The sequence below is a fragment of the Christiangramia sediminicola genome, from assembly GCF_031344135.1.
Taxonomy (GTDB): Bacteria; Bacteroidota; Bacteroidia; order Flavobacteriales; family Flavobacteriaceae; genus Christiangramia; species Christiangramia sediminicola.
Genome location: NZ_JAVJIU010000002.1, coordinates 478,975 through 499,530 on the forward strand (window position 1 = coordinate 478,975; position 20,556 = coordinate 499,530).

Genomic DNA, 20,556 nt, shown 5'->3' on the forward strand with positions numbered 1-20,556 from the left:
TTTAATATACATTTGATCAAACATTTTCATTTTTAATGAATAAATATATTATTGTAAATCAGCCGGAGACCTGGACGATCTCTTCTGAGAATCTTAAGATCATTTCGTCCAAAGATTACCTTACCAATCCTGAATATTCTCAACTGAAGAAAGCCAGGATCTTTAATTTATGTAAGGATTATTCCTATCAATCTAAAGGTTATTACGTTTCACTTCTAGCAGAGGCGAGAGGTCATTTAGCAATACCAACCGTGAAGAATCTCGTAGACCTTGGAGAACCTAAACTGGTAAAGATCGTTTCTGAAGATTTTGATGATCTAATTCAGCAGTCTTTAAAGAATATAAAGTCTCAGGAATTTACTTTAAGCATCTATTTTGGCCAGAATGTAGCAGCGAAGTATAAGGAATTGAGCGCGATTTTTTTCCGGCATTTTCAAATACCATTTTTACGTGTAAAATTCAATTATACCACAAGATGGAATATTAAGAGCATTAAAGCGATCTCGGAATCTGAAATCCCGGAAGACCATAAAGAAAGCATGTTGTATTTTGCTGAACAATATTTTTCGAAAAAGCGATACGATACTCCGAAGGCAAATAATTCTGAATATGATCTTGCTATCTTGGTTCAACCTGGAGATGTGGCTCCGCCAAGTAATGCAAAAGCACTTAAAAAGTTCATGGAAATAGGGGAGAAACTTGGTTTTTATACTGAAATTCTTGGCCCTAAAGATCTTTCCCAATTATCGGCGTTTGATGCATTGCTGATCAGGCAAAGTACCGAAGTTAATAATGAAGCTTATGCTTTTGCCCGTAAAGCTCAGCAGGAAGATATTGCTATTGTAGATTATCCAGATGCCATTTTAAAATGTTGCAATAAAGTTTTTATGGCAGAAGCCCTGGAGAATTCCAGGATTCCTGCACCAAAAACGGTGATCGTTCATAAGGATAATATTGATGCTGTACTGGAGATCACAAAACTACCGGTAGTATTAAAATCACCTGATTCAACTTTTTCCTTTGGTGTAAAAAAGGCCAAAACAGAAGAAGAATATTTGGAGTTGGTAACAAGCATGCTCAAAAAGTCTGAACTTGTGATCGCACAAGAATTTTCACCTTCAGATTATGACTGGCGTATTGGAGTTCTAGATGGGAAAGCTTTCTATGCCTGCAGATATTACATGGCTAAAGGACATTGGCAGATCTATAACTGGGATGCCAAGAAGAAAGACGATCAGGATGGAAATGCAGATTGTTTACCTATTGAGCAAGTTCCGGAAAAAATCCTTAAAAATGCCCTTAAAGCGGCCAAATTAATGGGGAAAGGACTTTACGGAATCGATATTAAAGAAGTGAACGGGAAAGCTTTGGTTATAGAAATCAACGATAATCCAAATATAGACGCGGGAGTAGAAGACGGTTATTACGGTGACCAGGTTTATTCAGATATTCTGATGGCTTTGAAAAACCGCTTAGAAAATAAAATATAATGGCATATCATCTTTTTGAAGTATTCGGGATTGAACTTGAATATATGTTAGTTAATAAGTCTGATCTCAAAATTAATCCAGGCGTTGATCAACTTTTTATTGCAAAAAATGGTTCGATTACTTCTGATATTGAAAATGGAAAAATTGAGTGGAGCAATGAGCTGGTAGCCCATGTAGTTGAGTTGAAAACCAATGGCCCTACAAAAAACCTGTCGGAGCTTGATGCACTATTTTTAGAAAATATAAAAGAGATCAATTCATACCTGGAAAAAAGGGGAATTTGTCTTCTTCCATCAGCTTCACATCCTTTAATGGATCCACATACTGAAACTAAATTGTGGCAGCATGATAATAATGAGATCTACTCATTGTACAACAAGATTTTTGATTGTAATGGGCATGGCTGGAGCAATGTACAAAGTATGCACATTAATCTACCTTTCTTCAATGATGCTGAATTCGAAAAGCTTCATGCAGCAATTAGAATATTGCTTCCCATAATCCCGGGACTTTCAGCCAGTTCACCAGTACTTGATGGTAAGTTTACAGGTTTCAAGGATATGCGCATGGAGTATTATAAAACCAATCAAAAAGAAATTCCTCACATGACTGGTAAGGTAATTCCGGAACAGGTCTTTAATAAAGCAGATTATCATCGGGTAATTTTTCAACCAATTACTTCCGCCATAAAATCGTTTGATACTGAAAATATTCTTGACCATCATTTTCTGAATTCCCGCGGTGCCATTTCCAGGTTTGACAGGAATGCCATTGAGATTAGAGTAATAGATATTCAGGAAAACCCTTCTGCAGATATAGCTATTGCAGCTTTTATTATTGAAGTGCTAAAATTACTGGTAAGTGAAGAACTGGTTTCTCTGGAAGATCAGAAGTCCTGGCATGAAGATCAATTATTTGATATTTTCAATGATGTGATCAAAAGCGCTGAAACTACTTTGATTATCGATAAGAAATACCTGGCCATTTTTGATCTTCAGAAAGATGCAGATGTGAAGAAAATCTGGAAAAATCTTTATGCCAGAATAGGAGAGAAGCTGGATAAAAATCACCAGAAACATATTGAATTTCTACTGCAGAACGGAAGTCTTTCCACAAGAATTCTAAAAGCTTTACGAAACGATTTTTCCACGGAAAATATTCAGAAAGTATATGCAAAGCTTGCAGATTGCCTTCAGGACAACAGGATGTTCCGGCCATGAAATTTTTACTGACATGTGAACATGCATTTTCTGATATTCCAAAATTTTACCAGGAATTGTTCAAATTTGATAATCATGTTCTGGAAACACATGAAGCTTTTGATCCAGGTGCTTTTGATCTCTTTAAGTACTTAGAACCGCTGGCTGATTTTAGTAAATATCAAAGAGTTGGTAGATTGCTGATTGAAACTAACAGATCACTGCATCATCCAAAACTTTTTTCCCGGTTTTCTCAGGACCTCAAAAATGAGGATAAACAATTTCTTATTCAAAAACTCTATCAGCCTTACCGGGATGAAATTGAAAAAAAAATAGCTTCCTGGCTCAAGAATGGAGAAAAAATCATACATATTTCAGTTCATAGTTTTACTCCAATCCTAAATGAAATTGAAAGAAACTGTGATATTGGACTTTTATATGATCCTGCCAGAATTCGGGAAAAAGAATTTTGCAGTGAATGGAAGAAAAAAATGAAATTGATAAACCTCGGTTATTCAGTGAGATTCAATTATCCTTATTTGGGTAAAGCTGACGGATTTACAACATATCTTCGAAAGAAATTCGGAACTGAATATTGCGGGATAGAACTGGAAATAAATCAAAAATGGGCTAATGAAAATAAGATGAATTTAGATTTAAAAAATCTTGTCTTCGAATCCCTGAAAATATCAAAATAAAAAAGCCCCTATTTCTAGAGGCCTGTATATTTCATAATTGAATAGATCTTATTTTAGATCATATTCCAATGTGATTTCTGCGTTAAGCAATTTTGATAACGGACAGCCTTCTTTAGCCTTATTCGCGATCTTATCAAATTTTTCTTTATCAATTCCCGGAACCACTGCATCCAGAATTAAATGAGATTTTGTGATCTCGCCATCCTCAAAAGTGATTTCAGAAATAGTTTCTATTTTATCAGGTTCAAACCCATCTTCAGTTAGAAAAGCAGACAACTGCATGCTAAAGCATCCCGCATGAGCAGCTCCAACCAATTCTTCTGGATTAGTTCCCTTGCCATTCTCAAAACGAGTCTTAAATGAATATTGAGCATCTTGCAGAACTCCGCTTTCTAGGCTTACCGTTCCGTTTCCTTCTTTCAATGAGCCTTTCCATACGGCCGATCCTTTTCTTTTCATAATTTAATTTTTATTGATTTACTCTAAATTAAGGAGCAAAGCCTGAACTAGAAAAGAATTATAATAACCTTAACCAATGATGCAAATGCCAGAAAACAAAAAAGCCTGAAAATATGATTTTCAGGCTTCTTGATATTATAGTACTGGATATTACTTGATCTCTACTACTTCTAGATCGAAAACAAGATCTTTACCAGCAAGGGGATGGTTAGCATCTACTACAATACTAGCATCTTTAACTTCTGTTACAACAAGATTGATCTCACGACCATCAGGTCCTTTAGAAACAAGTGGCATTCCAACTTCCGGCTTAAGTTCTTCAGGTAGCTGACTTTTTTCAACTTCCTGGATCAACTCAGCTTTTGGCTCGCCGTAAGCTTCTTCTTTTGGTATATTGATGGTCTTCTTCTCATTTACTTCCATACCGATAAGACCTTCTTCAAAACCTGGGATAAGTTGACCCTGGCCTAGAGTGAACTCTATTGGCTCTCCTCGTTCTACTGAACTATCGAAAACCTGACCGTCTTCTAACTTCCCTGTGTAATGTACCTTAACGGCGTCATTTTGCTTTACTTGACTCATAAAAAGTATTTTTTCAATTTTAAATTTGGCTATAAAATAATTTTCAGCCATTTAATACCAACTTGAGCAAGTACCCTGCCGAATGCCAAATAACCCGACAGAATAACCGATGATGACGCATTTTGTCATATTTTCATTAAATTGGTTGCAATAACATATTAATAAATACATAACTCTGTCAAACTAATTACTTTAAACCATGAGTAAAAGCAAGAAAAAAACGGGTGTGGAGTCTAGAAGAGACTTTATGAAAAAATCGGCTATTGCAGCAAGTGGAATTATGATCATCCCGCGACATGTACTAGGAGGCCCGGGATTTACCGCACCAAGTGATAAATTATTAATTGCCGGAATTGGTGTTGGAGGTAAAGGAGAATCAGACCTTCATAGCTTTTACAAAAGTGGTAAGGCAGAAATTGCCTTTTTATGCGATGTAGATGACAGAAGGGCAAAAAAATCCAGAGAACGCTTCCCAAAAGCTAAGTATTATAAAGATTACCGGGAGCTATTAGATAAAGAATCAAAGAATTTTGATGCAGTTTGTGTGTCAACTCCAGATCATAACCATGCAGTGCAAACCATGGCTGCTATGGAACGTGGTAAGCATGTGTATGTTCAGAAACCTTTAACGCATGATATCTACGAAGCCAGAGCACTTACTGAAGCTGCCAGGAAATACGAAGTGGTGACTCAAATGGGTAATCAGGGAGCTTCTGGTGATGGAGTTCGTAAAATGAAAGAATGGTATGATGCCGGATTAATTGGTAACGTAAATGAAGTATATGTCTGGACAGACAGACCGGTATGGCCACAGGGAATTTCCTGGCCGAAAGCTTCATCGCCAGTTCCGCCGGAATTAGACTGGAAATTATGGTTAGGAACAGCACCTCACAAAGAATATGTTGATGGTCTTGTACCGTTTAACTGGAGAGGCTGGTGGGATTATGGAACAGGAGCCCTCGGTGATATGGGATGTCATTTAATTGAACCACCATTTAGTGTTCTTGGTTTAAAATATCCAAAAGAAGTTGAATGTAGTGTTGGTAGTGTTTATGTGGATGAATTTCAGAGAGGTTATTTCCCTGAAAGCTGTCCGCCTTCGAGTCATGTAATTATGAGTTTTGATGGAAAGGATACGAATTCTGAAGATATTACGTTACACTGGATGGATGGTGGAATTAAACCAATGCGTCCGGAAGAACTTGGTCCTGAAGAAGTATTTGGTGATGGAGGAAATGGCGCTCTAATTATAGGAGATAAGGGTAAAATGATGTGTGGCACCTATGGTTTAAACCCTAGATTGCTACCAACCTCTAAAACTGATGAAGTGAATGTTCCACAAAAATATGAAAGAGTGAAAGGTGGAATGGACGGTCACTATGCGCAATGGGTGGAGGCAGCAATTGCAGGATATGGGCAAAAAGAAGTAAGTTCTCCATTTGATATAGCAGGACCTTTAACCGAATCTCTTTTGATCGCGAATCTTGCTATACGAGGTTATGATATTCAAAAGACCAGAAAAATAAAGGATTCAAACGAGGTTAAAACATTCTATCCAGGTAGAGATATCAAAATGATCTGGGATTCAGAAAATATGAAAGTGACTAATTTTGATGAGGCAAATCAATTTGTAAAGAGAGAATATCCGGATGGATTTACTTTGTAACATTCAATGAAATTAAAAACTTCCAAAATTTTAAAAGGATCGAGGTACTATTACAGTGCTTCGATCCTTATTGTTATTCTAATTGTTCTAACTTCCTGTAAAGAGTTCAGTTCCTCAGATGAAGATATAGATTGGGATACCATTTGTGTAACAGCTACAGCTTATAATTCCGTAGAATATCAAACCGAAGGTCATCCTAGCATTACCGCCTGGGGCGATACTTTAAAACCAGGAATGAATGCTATTGCCGTTTCCAGAGACCTGCTTCGTATGGGATTGGATCACAATTCAAAAATTAAGATCGAAGGTTTTGACAGTGTTTTTCTAATAAAAGATAAAATGCACTACCGCTGGAGAAACCGAATTGATATCTACATGGGTAAGGATGTGGAAAGAGCCAGGAAATTCGGGAGAAAGAAAATCAATATCTCTTACATCTTCGAGAAGGACTCACTTCCAAAATAATTGGAGACTGATTTCTTTATATTATATTCGAATTTTAAATAATTTCGATGTCTTTTGTCCGTAATTCAATTTTATTAATACTATTTCTATCATTTTCATTCAAAGGAATTTCACAAACTCCAGATTCCTTAAAGGTCAGGAATAAGCTCATCATCGGAATTACAGAAACTCCTCCATTCGTTGAAAAGCGCCCAAATGGATATGCTGGCTTAAGTATTGCTTCCTGGAAAATGGTCAATGAACAACTTCAGGTGGCATATGAATTCAAAGAATATGAAGACCTGGGAAGTTTACTAGATGGTGTGGAAAGTGGTGAAGTAGATCTTAGCGTGAATCCCATTACGGTTACCGATAATCGTATGACCAGAATGAATTTTTCACAGCCTTATTTTATTTCACATACCAGTGTCGCAAAGAAAAAAGAATCCACTTTTTTGAAGCATATAACGAATTTCTTCAGCTGGGACTTTTTCTCTGTAGTCGCTTTATTGCTGCTAGTGATCTTTATATTCGGAATTTTAGTTTGGTTATTTGAACGAAAAAAGAATCATGAAGAATTTGGTGGTAGTTTTAAAGGTATCATGCAGGGCTTCTGGTGGAGTGCCGTTACCATGACCACAGTTGGTTATGGTGATAAATCTCCTAAAACAACCGGAGGTAGAGTAATTGGTTTGATCTGGATGTTTATGGCCGTGATTATTATTTCAAGTTTTACTGCTGGTATCGCCTCATCATTAACCGTTAAAAGTATTAATGAAGAGATTACCAATATCCAGGATCTCGAAAGATTTGATGTTACTACTGTAAAAAGTTCAAGTTCACAGGAATTACTAGACCTTTATAATATTGAAAATGTTCTTGTGAATAATGGAGTAGACGGTTTGAATGCTGTCCTGAATGAAGATACGAAACTCTTTGTTTATGATGAACCCATTCTGAAATTTGAAATTGAAAGGCTTGGTCTTTCAGATGACCTGGAAATTCTAGGGCAAAGCCTTAAAAAGGATTATTACAGTTATGCTTTTCCGAAGAATTCTGAATTACTGGAAAAGATTAACCCGGTCCTGGTTAGAACCTTAAAATCAATGGAGTGGGCTACTTTGATGAAAGACTATAACTAGCTTCCTAAGCCAAGATAACCTAGAAGTATCCATAGAATTATAAAAACTACAATCACACCGAAACAACCACAACCACCTCCTAGTTTTTTCGCACCCCAACCTGCAAGTATCGCCCGAATAATATTCTTCATAGCATTGAAATTTGAATCTAAATTTAGATGCTGTTTTATTTAAAAACACTCACATTATGAAAACTTTAATTCATATTGTTTTAAGTCTTTGATTTTTAGTATATTGTGTGCCGTTTTCGAACTAACTAACCAAAAATGTATTCTCAGGATAAATCAAACAGAAAGTCTGATCTCGAGTTTTTCCGCACTTCCAGACAGGGAATAAATAAAACAATTTACGTTGCGATTGCAGTTGTTATTGTATTAGCAATAGTGGCAATGACAGGTGTTTATCTTGAATATTGGTAGATCACTGCTTGATCTCATTCATCAGTAAAAATGCCTTGTTTACGTATTCCTTCTCCAGGAATAATGCGAAATAATTTGAAGTTGAGATCATCTCAAAGATTGGAATGCCTTCATAGGCCAGTAATTTGAATATATAGAAATAGAGCCCAACGCTTTGTGAACTATTTTTAGGTAGTTCTATGGTAATAGAAGAGAGTTCTTCCTTTATCGAAACCCTTACTTCACTTCTGAAACATTTTTCAACTAGATCGGTTAAAGAAGAAGAAACCAGAATATTGCTTTCCTGATAGTTACTGGAATAATTAAGATAAACTCCGGTCTGATCCTTCACAGCATCCATAAGTTTGATCTTATTAGATATGATAGTTTTCGAATTTAGAAAAGTATATTCAGTAATTCCTGACCGAACAATAATATCACCTAATTCACGCAGGCTTTGCATATTTACCTTGGTTCTGCTGGGAGCATAGCGTCTCAAAGCCATGGTGATACTTCCTTGTTTTACAGGTTTTCTCATTTCCTTTTCTACCTGCGCCTGTATATCTGCAGCCAGGCCGCTAAAATTCACAATATCTCGTGCGATAGCATCGTCTAGAAATGGTTGGTGTCTGATGATGTCGTGAACACAAGTGGTGATCGTCTTCATTGTTAATTATTGAACATTTTGTACAAATGTATATAAAATGAAATATAATTTTTGTGTCACTTCAGATTAATAATACCTATGCAGCCTGAAATTATCAGATATGAAAGTTTTAAAATTTGGAGGTACATCAGTTGGTTCTACCGCGAGTATAAGAAATGTAAAAAATATCATTTCAGATATTACCGGGAATAAGATATTGGTACTTTCAGCGATGTCTGGAGTTACAAATCATCTGGTAGATCTATCTGCAGCAGTTAAGATTTCTTCTGAAAATGATATTTCTGAAAAACTGGAATTTTTAAAAACCAAGCATTTTGATCTTATAGATGAATTGATCTCTGATCCGGATTTCAATTTTTCAGTAAAAGAGAATGTCACAGAGCAGCTCCTTGAACTTAATCAAGTTTGTTCAGGAAACTGGTCAACCGAAGTTGATTCTAAGATCGTAACTACTGGCGAGCGCTTATTAACTTTTATATTCAGTTCATTTCTGAATTTTGAGTCACTAAATAACACCTTATTGGATGCCAGGGATTTTATGCATGTTGAGAACCTTGAAAATCCAGATACTGGACTGGTTGGAGAGCTCTTGAATGATTGCCTGAAAAAGAATGCTGAAAATGAAATTATCATAACCCAGGGTTTTGTTAGAATTGACGCAAACAATAATATAAACACCTTGAAAAGAGGAGGAAGTGATTATACAGCTACAATTCTAGGGGCAGCGATCAGGGCGACTGAAATACAGATCTGGACAGATATTAGCGGTTTGCATAATAATGATCCAAGGTTTGTTGAAAATACGCGTCCTGTCTCTCAATTAAGTTTTGAAGAGGCGGCTGAGTTAGCTTATTTCGGAGCTAAGATCTTACATCCTCAAACTATATCGCCGGTAATTGGAAAGAACATTCCGGTCTATCTTAAAAATACATTTACTCCTGAGGCAACTGGAACCTGCATTAGCGCAATGGCTGAAAGAAAAGGTCTTAAAGCGATTTCAGCTAAAGATGAAATTACAGCGATCAAGATCAAATCTAACAGGATGTTGATGGCTCATGGTTTTCTAAAAAAGATCTTTGAGGTTTTTGACAAATATGAAACTTCCATAGATATGATCACCACTTCGGAGATTGCAATCTCTCTTACTATAGATGATACAACTAACCTAAATCAAATTCTTACGGAATTAGATCAATATGGTGAAATAAGTGTAGATGCAGAGCATAGTATCATTTGTGTGGTTGGCGAAGGATTAATTGAAGAAAGAAGTACTTCCAGATTATTCGAAATTTTGCAGGACGTGCCTGTAAGGATGATCTCTTACGGAGGAAGTAATAACAATATTTCTCTGCTTGTTGATACCAGGAATAAAGTAGAGGTCTTGCAAAAGCTAAATTCCAAGCTATTTGCAAATCAATTAAAAACTGTTTGACAGTTTTGGTTAGAGTTTGATTAAACTGTTTTTTGTGTAGTGAAAACCGCCGGAATGCTTATGCTGAAGGCGGTTTTTTAATTTTTGTTCTTATTTTTTTCTTCTATGAATCGGGACATGAAATAGGTGCTTTTATGAATATGATGTTTCAACATCTGTCCAGTAAAATTAGTGGAACGATGAGATTCTAAATTTTCCTTCAGAAATTGAATCTGGCTATTAAATTTTTTTAAATGCTCTTTCTTATTGAAACGAGCTTCAATAATCTTAAAGCCATTCGATCGTTTTTCCACCCACAAATCTTCATCGGTATATAATTCTACCGCCTTTTCAATAAATTCTTTATCTGAATTGCAGATAAAACCATTCCATTCCAGGTAGCCATTGATTCCTTCCGCGCCAATAGTAGATGTAACTGAGGTGGTGCCATTTTCCATAGCTTCTACCAGCTTTCCTTTTAATCCGGCACCAAACTGAATAGGAGCAAGGCAAACACAAGCATTACGCATCACTTCCATTGAATTTTCAGCCCAGCCATGAACTATGAAATTTTCCTTGGGATTATGAAGGTTTAAAACTTTTTGAGAAGGATATGCACCGTAGATATGCATTTTCACATTAGGTAATCTCTTTCTCAGTTCTGGCCAGATCCTTTCTTTTAGATATAATACTGCATTCCAGTTAGGCTCATGTAGAAAATTCCCAATGCTTATAAAATCTTTTCTTTCTGAAAATGTTGGTAATTCGCTTATCTCTTTGTTTGAAATTTTATCAATTAAGAAAGGAAGATAGTGCAACAATGAATTCGGAACTTGAAATTGAGAAGCCAGTAATTTTATTTCTACTTCAGAAATGATCAGGCTTAAATCACACCTGTAGATTGCTGCGATCTCTCTTTTAGCAAGATCAGATTCAGATATATGTTTTTCTACTTCCGTTTCGTCTTTATATGCCTGCTGTCTGGCATTTCGAAGGAAATGCAGATCTTCGGTATCCAGTATTTTTATTGCTTTGGGACATACAGAATCAACGCGCCAGCCATATTGTTCTTCCATCATAAAGCGATCGAAAAGCACAACATCTGGCATAAGATTCTTCAAGAATAGATCAAATTCCGGATCATTCAATTTAATTTTTTCTATTGAAATATCCAGTTCTGCCAGGTTTACCATATTATCGGTTTCACGTGCGGTGGTCGCAAATGTTACTTCATAATTTTCAGAACGAAAAAAATTGATCAATTGCATCATCCTGGTACCCGCAGCAGATGATTTCGGCTCAGGCCATACATAACCTATAACAAGTAGTTTTGGCATTTAAAACTTTTTTCAAAAATAACATTTTAAAGCAGCCCGGAAAGAAGTATTGTAGCCGTTATCCAGAGAGCAATAGATACAACTCCTCCAATCAAGAGGAAATGTTTGAATTTGTAAATACCCATTCCGTAGATGATCGTATTGGTTTGATAACCTACAGGGGTAAACAAACTAAAGTTAGCTGCGAATAGGACGGCCAGGATAAAAGGTTTAGGGTCTAACTGAAGCGAAGTTGCGATAGTGATGGCAATAGGCGCTATGATGATCGCAGTCGCATTGTTGGAAATGAATCCGCTGAGAAACATAGTTACTAGAAATAATAAACCGATGATCATGAAATTACCTTTGTCATCAAATAGTAAAAGTAGATTGTCTGAGATCCATTGATCTGCTCCTGTATTACTCATGGCAACCCCAAGAGGGATCATTCCCGCGAGTAAGAATATGATCTGCCAGTTGACTTGTGAATATACTTTACCCAGGTCTATACATTTTAAAAAGATCATTAAGAAACAACCTATTAAAGCACTTTTAAGAATAGGGAAAATTGAAAATGCAGAGAGACCAATAACCAGCAACAGGATTCCGAACGTGAGATTTCGCTTCCAGATAGTTGTAATATTAATGTCCCTATGTTCCTGGAGAATACTGATATTATCCATTTTGCTGAGATGCTCCAGATCGTTTTCAGTCACTTCTACAAGAAGCCTGTCTCCAACGCGTAATTCTATATCGTCAGATTTTTTATCAAAGATCCTACGGCCCGGATTTCTAAGGCTTCTACGTTTTCTTATCGCTAAAGGAACAGCGCCATGAAGATCATACCAACCTACGGTTTTAATGCTTTTACCTATTAAAGGAGAATTAGGAAGCATTAGTAATTCAACAACCTGAATATTTTCTTCTAGATTTTCATCAGGCTGCTCGATTTCTTCGGCTTTATCCTGATGTGACTTTTTGATAATGGTTAAATCTCCAGATTCTTTAAGTTTGATCAATTGCTCAATGCTACATCTTAGTAATAGCTGATCTCCTTCTTTAAGGGTTGTATATTTTCCTGGGTGATCATTGATTATAGCTGCCCTTTTCATTCTTATGACTTCAATACCTTCGTTCTCGCTGCCAAAAACTTCCTGAATATTCTTACCGATCAATTCTGAATCTTTGGTAACAATTCCCCTGGTAATAAATTCATCAAGATCATATACATTGGAAATACTGCTCTTTTGCTTTTTCGGTAAAAAATGAGCCATCAGACTTACTATTACGATGGTGATTACCAAAAATATTACTCCCAGCCAGGTAAATTCAAAAAAGCTAAATCTTTCCACACCTCTTTTAACCGCTACGGCGTTAACGATCAGGTTAGTTGAAGTTCCCATTAGTGTACAGCTTCCACCAATTATTCCAGCGAATGATATGGGCAATAATAATTTAGAATTGGGAATATCATATTTTTCGGTGAGCTCATTAATGATCTTCACAAAAACAAGTACTACCGCGGTAGTGTTTATAAATGCAGAAATTCCTCCGGCGATAAACATAAAAACGGGCACCATGAAAAATAGGGGCAGGCCTCGTAGTTTTTTCAATCCGTTGGCGAGCCAATCTATTACGCCATTGTCTTCCAGGCCAATAGCGATGATCATTAGAGCAAGAACCGTTATTGTTGCCGGACTTGAAAATCCGGAGATGGCTTCTTCAGGACTAATAAGATTTGTGATTAGTAAACTAACCATTATAAAAAATGCGATCTTATCTACAGGAAATACTTCAAGTGCGAAAAGAAAGATCACCACTAGAATTATAACGAACAATATGATGATCTCAAAGCTCATAAATCAGTAATTGATCATATAAAAATACTTTTAAGTTCGTTTCACTGTCATTCTTTCTGAAATATTTATGATTCAGGTTTTGGGTAGAAGAACTAAATTGGATATTATAGATTATTGATAAATAGAAGAGTATGAGCAGGGGATTTGTAAAAGAGGAAGATCAGGAAGAACCACTAATTGTTCCTCCAAGAGCTGCTTTACCTGAGGGAGTTACAAATTATGTCACCCCAAATGGTTTAGCAGAATTAAAGCAGGAATTAAAGGAGCTTGAACATCAACGAGCTCATGTAGAAGCAGAAAACGAAACTGAAAAAAGAAGATCCCAGAGCCTTATTGATGGAAAGATCAATTTATTGGCCGAAAGGTTACAATCTGCCAGGCTTTTAGATCCAAAAGAACAACCTGGCGATGAAGTCAGGTTTGGCGCCATTGTGGAATTACAGAATCTAACATCAAATCAAAAACAGGAATTTCAGATCGTAGGTGTTGATGAGGCAGATATCAAAAAGAAAAAGATCGCCTTTGTAGCACCTATAGCAAAGGCTGTAACCGGCAAAAAAGTAGGAGAGGAGACCGATTTCAAGTTGGGAAACGAAGTTAGAAAACTTAAGATTCTCAAGATCTCTTACTGATTCTTTTCTAAAGTGAATTCAATATTATCTACAATGTCTCCATATTCACTTATTTCTATCTCGAATTCTATAGCTTCGCTACTGCTAAAATTAAGATTCTGAAGTTGGGCTGAATCTATCTCAGCTGTATAAATACCAGGAGAAAGTCCTAAATGATAGAAATATCCATCACCCTCAGTAAGTAAAGATTTTATCACGTTACCTTGGTTATCTTTGATATTCACGAGGATTCTTCCAATTCCGCGAATGCTTTCTTTGTCTTTTAAATTGACAAACCCAGAAACCTCACCTAACACTTTTACCGGAACATGAATAGGTTTATAATAGTTAGCAACGCTTTCTACTTCAATAACAGGATCTTCGATTTTCCAGGCGATATTATCAAGACTGGTTTCATCTACCTGAATTTTCATTATTACATAAGGTTGAAGATCACTGATCCTTAGAATCGTTTTATCGTCATTATAGGTTACGATCCCAGGATTCGATTCTAAAGAAAGACCTGGGACCAGAGGTTCTAGTTCAGATTTTTTACCATTATTATCAAAATCAAGAAAAGCCATAAGTGATATTCCACCACGAGTAAGCGCACTACGATTGCTGAACATTACATCACCATTATTGTCATCCAGCCGAATACTTCCTCTTGCCGTTTCGATAAACGAGGAATTCCTGTTACCAATTCTAGAAGTGATGCCAGTTTGGGCAAAATCAAATGAATATCTCATCCCAACTTCAAATACAAAGGCATCTCTAAGAAAATTATTTTCAAATGAGAAATTCAGAAATCCTTTATCAAATACCACTTTTTGGAATTCCAGATTAATGTTTCTCAATGATTCATCACTTATATCATATTGAATTTGGGGCGAAAAGTAAATGTTATAAGGCAATCTATATGTTTGTCCTAAACTTGCATATATAGTGGGGTTGTCCTGCCTGTCATTATGAAGTGCATAAGCAGATAAGTTTGTACTCACACCAAAAAAATTACCAGACATTAATAGCTGACTGGTAGTAAATGTTGTAGAAGGAAGTATTATCTGATTTATACTGAATCTTGTAAAAAGGTTGAATTTACGGTTTCTTAAAGGCGCTGAAACACTAAATTTTCTTTCTTCAAGGTAATTATAGTTAATAGCTGTCTGCTCCTCGTGATATTTCGCATAACTAAGGTTGAACTGAAGATTAGAAGGTGTTCTGTAAGTTAATAGTCCCTCTCCTTTAACTCCGAATGTATAATCACCAGTAAATAGAAGGTTGTTAAGCAATCTGATCGAAGTATTGAAAAACGGCATGTACTCACCGCTTTCTACTTCAGATAAATATTCTACACCACCACCGATGGTAATACTGTTACTTAATCCATAATTAAGATTGAATCTTGAAAACTGTCTATTTTGTTCATCTTCAACTACACCTGCACTGAGGGTATATTCCAATTCATTCTTCGGAACAAAATTATAAGGTATATTGATATTCCTGGATTCTGTTATTTCTTCTCCGTATGGTCCATAAAATCTAAGGTCTACATTCGTATTACCGTACATTAGAGGAACGTCGAAGGTATAAAAACCAGAAGCATCAGCCTTAGCGTAATCAATCAGAACATTATTTACATATAATTCTACCGTCCAGAGAGGCTCGGTATAATCGCTCAAAACGTATGTTCCAAAAGATCTTCTGTTAGTTAAAGGTGAATTACTGAATTGCACTCCTACAACCGGTGCGAATAAGGAAGAGGTTGCGCCTGTAAAGATTTTACCTGCGGTAATCTGCTTAAATACAGGACTATTATTATTTACATAACGCCATTGGTAGAACTGGTTTCTTGATTGAAACGGAATCCTGTCAGAGTAATTTAAACGTACGGTGGTTTCTCCTCCGGCAACCATCCCTCCAAAACCAAGAACGAGCCTGTTATCATTGAAACCATTTGTTTGCTGAGTTCCAATAACACCCCAATCTATCAAACCTCCTTTTAATAAGGGGTAGTTCTTTTCTACAATAGTATCGGTTTCAATGTTATTTTGATATTTCCCGGCATTATCGCGTGCCCTAGCAAGCTTAATTTCCTTTATAACAGGAAGTTCGATATCAGTATTGAAGTCGATTGCTAATTGTCTGAAATTAAAATCTGTATTCAGGCCGAAGATTTGCTCAAATAGATCTGATTTTAAATATAGACTGGTGGGTGTACGAATAAAATCATCTTCTGATATGACCGTTTTTTCACCTTGATATGTGATCTCGAAATTCCGGGTATCTACTACGTAATTTGCATTTGGAGAGATAATATATCCCTGAGCCGTTCCTTCAGCAATATCTATATCATTTTTCAACTGAAAAATATCGAAGAGATCAGAAATTGAGATATAAGCCGTTTCACCTTTTATGGCAACTGGAATCTCTACCACACCGTATTGAGGGATATTCATTTCTACAGTGAGCTCGTCATATCCGGGATAATCCTGCGAAAATGATTGCAGAGAAATCAGCAGAAAAAATGCAATTAGCAGTTTCTGAATATACCTCCTCAAAAAAGAGAAAAACGATCTGGTCATTTAAATATTCTCTTCTTTATTCTTGAATAAATGTCAAAGTAATAGTCCCGCTATATCTGCCTGGCGGGCTGGCTTCAGATTGCCCCATGGTAAGAGTACCTCCAATAAAAACAGTGTTTGGAATTTCTGCATTTTCAGTAGTTATAAAAAAACCGTCCAGGATCTCTTCTCCATTTGCCAGAAAACTATCCAGGTTAAGTGTTATTGTTCCTCCTCCTGTGCCTGAAAGCATAAAAGGAGAGCTGTGAGAAACTCTTAAAATCGTCCCCGGATTTGCATATACATCAAAAATAGCAGCTGCTGCAGGTTCTCCGCTGTTCATGAGCATTACTCCGGCGCCAGGAGTCCTGATACTATTATAATCCATACTTAATGTTCCACCATCGGCATTCACTAGAAATGAACCGAAATTCATAACATTCACCGGGTTAACTTCCACGTTTGTTGGGATGGGTGGATTCTCCTGTGCGCTTAGATCACCTGAAATGATCAACGCTAAGATCATAAAGAGAAAAAAGCCTGTATGTTTAGGAGATATAGTCATCATTTCACAATTACTTTTTGAACTTCTCTTTTATTTCCTGAATTATAGCTAACAAGGTAAATCCCTTTTGCCTTAATATTAGTGAAAGCAATTTCAGAAGATCCGGTAGAAATTTTCTGTTCCAGAAGTTTACCGTCTATAGACCATAATTGGAAATAAGCTTTTTCATTATCTGAGACATTTGTTTTAACCAGGATATCCCTTTCCTTGCTTATCACATCAAATAAATGATTTTTATCATCAAATTCAGGTAAGTCAGGTTGAGTGAAACTCAAATAGAACCTGGAGTCTATTCGACCTGTGCTTGCATTGAATTCGAAAATCTCTTTAATAAGATCTGTGAAAGAATTAGTTTTTGTATCGATTAGAAAAACTCGAATACTGCTGTCCAGGCCTTCAAAGTCTTTAATTGAAATGGTCAATTTTCCATTCCTTTTCAATTCCATCCCTAACGGAAGCCATTCTTTACTCATTAATTGAGAATCAGGAATAGCGTTAATAGATAATTCTTTGTCTCCTGCGATTCCATATATATTCGGCAGATCATCGCTGGTATTAAAAAGTTTTAATGCATCTTTTGATCCATCGAAATCTTTCGAAGAAAAATTCTCCATGTAAACAACCATATGATCTTCTTTCTCCTGATCACTGAATTTAGCGGAAATTCGGATTAAAGATTTTTGAATTTCTGGTGTTTTGAAGAATTCCTGGTCATAATCATTAATTCTAACGTTATTATTCATTCCAAAGGTTCCTGTGGTTCCATCCTTTACGTGAACAAAAAAACCCTGCATGGAAGGAATTACGGAAGAGGTAGTTCCAGAGCTCGAAATATCGTTTACATACGAAGTATAACTTCCGGTATATTGATCTGTATTATCTGCTGAAAAGAAATATGCGGCAGCATCCATATTTGTTCTGGTCCAACCACTGGAAGCATTCCAGTCTATAGGTGAGGGGTAAGGATTCCCAACCAGGTGAAATCCTTTTGTATATGTACCGTTGTTATTCATTAGATTTTTAGAATAACTACCGTTATTTATTGTACCGGTTAATGTTACGTTTTTCGCCACAGTTTCATTGCCAAGATTCGCTACATATCCTCTCATAAGATCAAGAGAAGATGTGGGATCTGTATAAGCCTCCCAGCCTGTAGCATCATTACCGTTAGAGTCTTCCCGATCTTCGTTATATCTATAAAAGTGTGGAAATGCTGAAGCGAAATCTACCATAGCCGAAAAATCTCCAACCATGGTATCTGAAAAAGGTGAGCTGAAATATTTATACCCGAATGCAGGATCTATATAGCGTTGCATGCTAACCAAGCCAATAATATTACCTGTTCCTGATCCATCGATCAGCGCAGTTTGCAAACTGGAAGAAATCAGATTTAAATTGGAATTTGCAGTTAGATCTCCGTTGGTTAATAATACACTTCCAGTAACCGCAATAGAATCATTCAATATAAGTCCGGAAGAATTATTAAGTTCAATATCTTCAATAGTATTTGAAATCAATTCTGACCCTAGATATTGAGTAGTACTTCCTGAAAAGATCAACTTTCCAGAAATTAAATTTAAACTTCTATCTGTCACATTTAAATTACCAGCAAGTTCCAGATCGTTATTCTGAACTTCAATAGAAGCGCCGTCTTCAACTTCTATATTATTGGCAAAACCAGAAGAACCCGTACTTAGGATAGGGAAATTCGTTGCATCAGCAGGAATTAAAACATCTTTGGTAAGAACAGGTAATTCTCCACAGAACCAGTTAGAAGTTTTATTCCAGTCAGCATCTGTATTTCCTGTCCATTTTGCTTCGATCACCACATCAAGGGTTGCAGGCTCAGAAATTGCGATTTTACAAGTACCCGCCGTTGTAGTTCTTGCAATTACACGATACTCATTTAGATCCATTGCGGTAGTAGTTGTCTCAATTGCATACTGAAAAGCGGTAGCTCCTGAAATATCGCTAAAATCTGTATTCAAGGCTGAACGAACCTGCCAGGTGTATGTTAGATCAGGATCATTAGTAGTGGTAAAAATCGTATTACTTCCCAGGCAAATTTCCTTGTCTGTTGGATCTAATAATGAATAGCAGGATAAAAGATCTTTTTCTTCATCAGAAAAACCATTTTCGTAATTATTGATATAGCTGGTTTCGTCACCATAATGACATGTGTTCGTTTCGGTGCTTGTAGAAGTGTATGTCGCACCACATGAATTTAACGGAACATTTGAAACTGTACCAAAATTGTAAAATCCAGTATCGGTAATTTTAATGACTCCGGAATTACCACCTCCTGAAGATCCAATAATATTACCGTGTACGATGACTAAATTCTGAAGTTCAAGATCAACAGTATTAGAAATATTAAGATTCCCATAAACGATGAGGATACCTTTCCTTCCCATTTTTAGCCAGCTATCTTTTTTAGCAAGATTCAGATCTCCCTGAATGATAAGCGTTCCATCTACAGTTAGATAACTGTCTTTTTTATCGAAATAACCAGTGGAATAAACTTCAGTACTACCGGCCGCTACCGTATAAAGATTACCCCTGTCTATACCATCAAAAAATATCTGACTAGTTAACGTAGAACTGAAAATTAAGGCAATAAATAGTATAAAATATTTCCGGAGAGATTTTAGCATTTTAATCGACAGAGATTACCTGTTCGTCATATACTTTTCCTTTACTAGTTTCGTAGGAAATGATGAGATCACCTCCAGAAATATCAACCTTATCCTTGTTTTGAAGTTCAAACGAAAAGTTACGTTTCGAGTTAGGAGTATAAACAGCGATACCCTTTATAAGACCAACTTCTTTCAATTCATCTCCTGAACGTCTCAATTCTACTTTAAGATTTCCATAGGTCGAAATATTTCCAGATCGGTTTAAAACAAGAGAGATCGTATTTGCTTCTTTATTAAATGAAATATCAGAAAGTTGAATACCTGCTTCAGTTTCACCTCTTCGTATGATCACGGGAATGCTTATTCCAAAAACTGTTTTAATATTAATGGAGATGTTGTCCTGGCTTTCTTCCTCAGTCTCACTCTTTAATGCGGTTTGCTTTTCAATAGCTCTGAAGTATGCATGTGAGCGGTATTCGCCATCACTCATTTCACCTGTGCGCGTAACCTGTAATCTAACGGTTTGTGCTTGTTGAGGAGGAAGGGTAACTCTTCTTGGAAAAAACCTCAGAAATGGATCGGCAAATTTCTGTCCTTCAGCAGGTTCAGAAACCTGAGTGAATTCACCATTCTCATCCATCAAATACTGAATAAAGGATATCGCAAAAGTAGCGGTATCCTTTCCCGTATTGATTAAATTGATTTCCTGGGATCTTTCATTTCCTTCGAAAATGATTCTTTTCGGCATGATCATTAAATCTCCCTGTGCTAATATGCTTAAAGGAAATAATAAAATGAAAAGCCCTATAACTGCAGTAATTCGATTCTTCATGGAAGAAATAATTTAGG

18 protein-coding genes are annotated in these 20,556 nt (G+C 36.3%); 8 read left to right on the top strand and 10 right to left on the bottom strand.

All coding sequences use genetic code 11. From position 1 onward, the window contains the following. The first annotated feature begins 35 nt into the window (after positions 1–35). Genes RE431_RS06080 through RE431_RS06090 form a run of 3 tightly spaced genes read left to right on the top strand, consistent with a single transcriptional unit; the run spans position 36 to position 3,387 of the window. Positions 36–1,490 (top strand): RimK family protein, encoded by a 1,455-nt coding sequence (locus RE431_RS06080; RefSeq protein ID WP_309561075.1) that lies wholly within the window; start codon positions 36–38, stop codon positions 1,488–1,490. Next, positions 1,490–2,710, top strand: coding sequence for a glutamate-cysteine ligase family protein (locus RE431_RS06085; protein ID WP_309561076.1), 1,221 nt, complete (start codon positions 1,490–1,492; stop codon positions 2,708–2,710). The genes RE431_RS06080 and RE431_RS06085 overlap by 1 nt, the downstream gene beginning before the upstream one ends. Further along, on the top strand, positions 2,677–3,387 hold the full coding sequence (locus tag RE431_RS06090; protein ID WP_309561077.1) for an N-formylglutamate amidohydrolase: 711 nt from the start codon (positions 2,677–2,679) through the stop codon (positions 3,385–3,387). Before RE431_RS06085 ends, RE431_RS06090 begins: the two co-directional genes overlap by 34 nt. Before the next feature lie 48 nt (positions 3,388–3,435). On the opposite strand, the gene RE431_RS06095 is transcribed toward RE431_RS06090, so the two are convergent. Continuing rightward, positions 3,436–3,846, bottom strand: a complete 411-nt coding sequence (locus RE431_RS06095; RefSeq protein WP_309561078.1) for an OsmC family protein — start codon at positions 3,844–3,846, stop codon at positions 3,436–3,438. A 150-nt stretch (positions 3,847–3,996) separates the two neighbouring features. Beyond that, positions 3,997–4,428 carry an FKBP-type peptidyl-prolyl cis-trans isomerase gene (locus RE431_RS06100; protein WP_309561079.1) on the bottom strand — a complete coding sequence of 144 codons (432 nt, stop codon included), beginning with the start codon at positions 4,426–4,428 and terminating at the stop codon, positions 3,997–3,999. Positions 4,429–4,627: 199 nt separating this feature from the next. Here RE431_RS06100 and RE431_RS06105 point away from each other — a divergent pair, with 199 nt between their 5' ends. From RE431_RS06105 to RE431_RS06115, 3 genes are read left to right on the top strand one after another with little or no spacing between them, the layout of a single operon-like run. Beyond that, positions 4,628–6,094, top strand: a complete 1,467-nt coding sequence (locus tag RE431_RS06105) for a Gfo/Idh/MocA family protein (protein WP_309561080.1) — start codon at positions 4,628–4,630, stop codon at positions 6,092–6,094. A 6-nt stretch (positions 6,095–6,100) separates the two neighbouring features. Beyond that, a complete protein-coding gene (locus RE431_RS06110) occupies positions 6,101–6,559 on the top strand; it encodes a 3D domain-containing protein (protein WP_309561081.1) in 459 nt (152 codons plus the stop codon). A gap of 47 nt (positions 6,560–6,606) precedes the next feature. Next, a complete protein-coding gene (locus RE431_RS06115) occupies positions 6,607–7,680 on the top strand; it encodes a transporter substrate-binding domain-containing protein (protein ID WP_309561082.1) in 1,074 nt (357 codons plus the stop codon). On the opposite strand, the gene RE431_RS06120 is transcribed toward RE431_RS06115, so the two are convergent. Beyond that, on the bottom strand, positions 7,677–7,811 hold the full coding sequence (locus tag RE431_RS06120; protein WP_309561083.1) for a hypothetical protein: 135 nt from the start codon (positions 7,809–7,811) through the stop codon (positions 7,677–7,679). The two genes, RE431_RS06115 and RE431_RS06120, sit on opposite strands and share 4 nt — an antisense overlap. A 289-nt stretch (positions 7,812–8,100) precedes the next feature. Continuing rightward, a complete protein-coding gene (locus RE431_RS06125; RefSeq protein WP_309561084.1) occupies positions 8,101–8,745 on the bottom strand; it encodes a hypothetical protein in 645 nt (214 codons plus the stop codon). Between the two features lie 100 nt (positions 8,746–8,845). Here RE431_RS06125 and RE431_RS06130 point away from each other — a divergent pair, with 100 nt between their 5' ends. Then, on the top strand, positions 8,846–10,177 hold the full coding sequence (locus RE431_RS06130) for an aspartate kinase (RefSeq protein ID WP_309561085.1): 1,332 nt from the start codon (positions 8,846–8,848) through the stop codon (positions 10,175–10,177). A gap of 77 nt (positions 10,178–10,254) precedes the next feature. On the opposite strand, the gene RE431_RS06135 is transcribed toward RE431_RS06130, so the two are convergent. Both RE431_RS06135 and RE431_RS06140 read right to left on the bottom strand, forming a co-directional pair. Continuing rightward, positions 10,255–11,493: a glycosyltransferase family 4 protein gene (locus RE431_RS06135; RefSeq protein ID WP_309561086.1), complete on the bottom strand. Its 1,239-nt coding sequence runs from the start codon at positions 11,491–11,493 to the stop codon at positions 10,255–10,257. 26 nt (positions 11,494–11,519) lie between these two features. Further along, positions 11,520–13,331, bottom strand: coding sequence for a sodium:proton antiporter (locus tag RE431_RS06140; protein WP_309561087.1), 1,812 nt, complete (start codon positions 13,329–13,331; stop codon positions 11,520–11,522). Positions 13,332–13,462: 131 nt separating this feature from the next. Here RE431_RS06140 and RE431_RS06145 point away from each other — a divergent pair, with 131 nt between their 5' ends. After that, positions 13,463–13,963, top strand: coding sequence for a GreA/GreB family elongation factor (locus tag RE431_RS06145; RefSeq protein WP_309561088.1), 501 nt, complete (start codon positions 13,463–13,465; stop codon positions 13,961–13,963). Here the strand turns inward: RE431_RS06145 and RE431_RS06150 are convergent. The 4 genes from RE431_RS06150 to RE431_RS06165 are packed head-to-tail and all read right to left on the bottom strand — an operon-like array spanning position 13,957 to position 20,539. Continuing rightward, positions 13,957–16,527, bottom strand: a complete 2,571-nt coding sequence (locus tag RE431_RS06150) for a hypothetical protein (RefSeq protein ID WP_309561089.1) — start codon at positions 16,525–16,527, stop codon at positions 13,957–13,959. The genes RE431_RS06145 and RE431_RS06150 overlap by 7 nt on opposite strands. Before the next feature lie 16 nt (positions 16,528–16,543). Beyond that, complete coding sequence (locus tag RE431_RS06155) at positions 16,544–17,074, bottom strand: DUF4402 domain-containing protein (protein ID WP_309561090.1); 531 nt, start codon at positions 17,072–17,074, stop codon at positions 16,544–16,546. Continuing rightward, positions 17,071–19,725 (bottom strand): T9SS type A sorting domain-containing protein, encoded by a 2,655-nt coding sequence (locus RE431_RS06160; protein WP_309561091.1) that lies wholly within the window; start codon positions 19,723–19,725, stop codon positions 17,071–17,073. Before RE431_RS06160 ends, RE431_RS06155 begins: the two co-directional genes overlap by 4 nt. 1 nt (position 19,726) lies before the next feature. Beyond that, the gene (locus RE431_RS06165) at positions 19,727–20,539 is read right to left on the bottom strand and encodes a fimbrial biogenesis chaperone (RefSeq protein ID WP_309561092.1); all 813 of its coding nucleotides are present in this window, start codon (positions 20,537–20,539) and stop codon (positions 19,727–19,729) included. Positions 20,540–20,556: the final 17 nt, after the last annotated feature.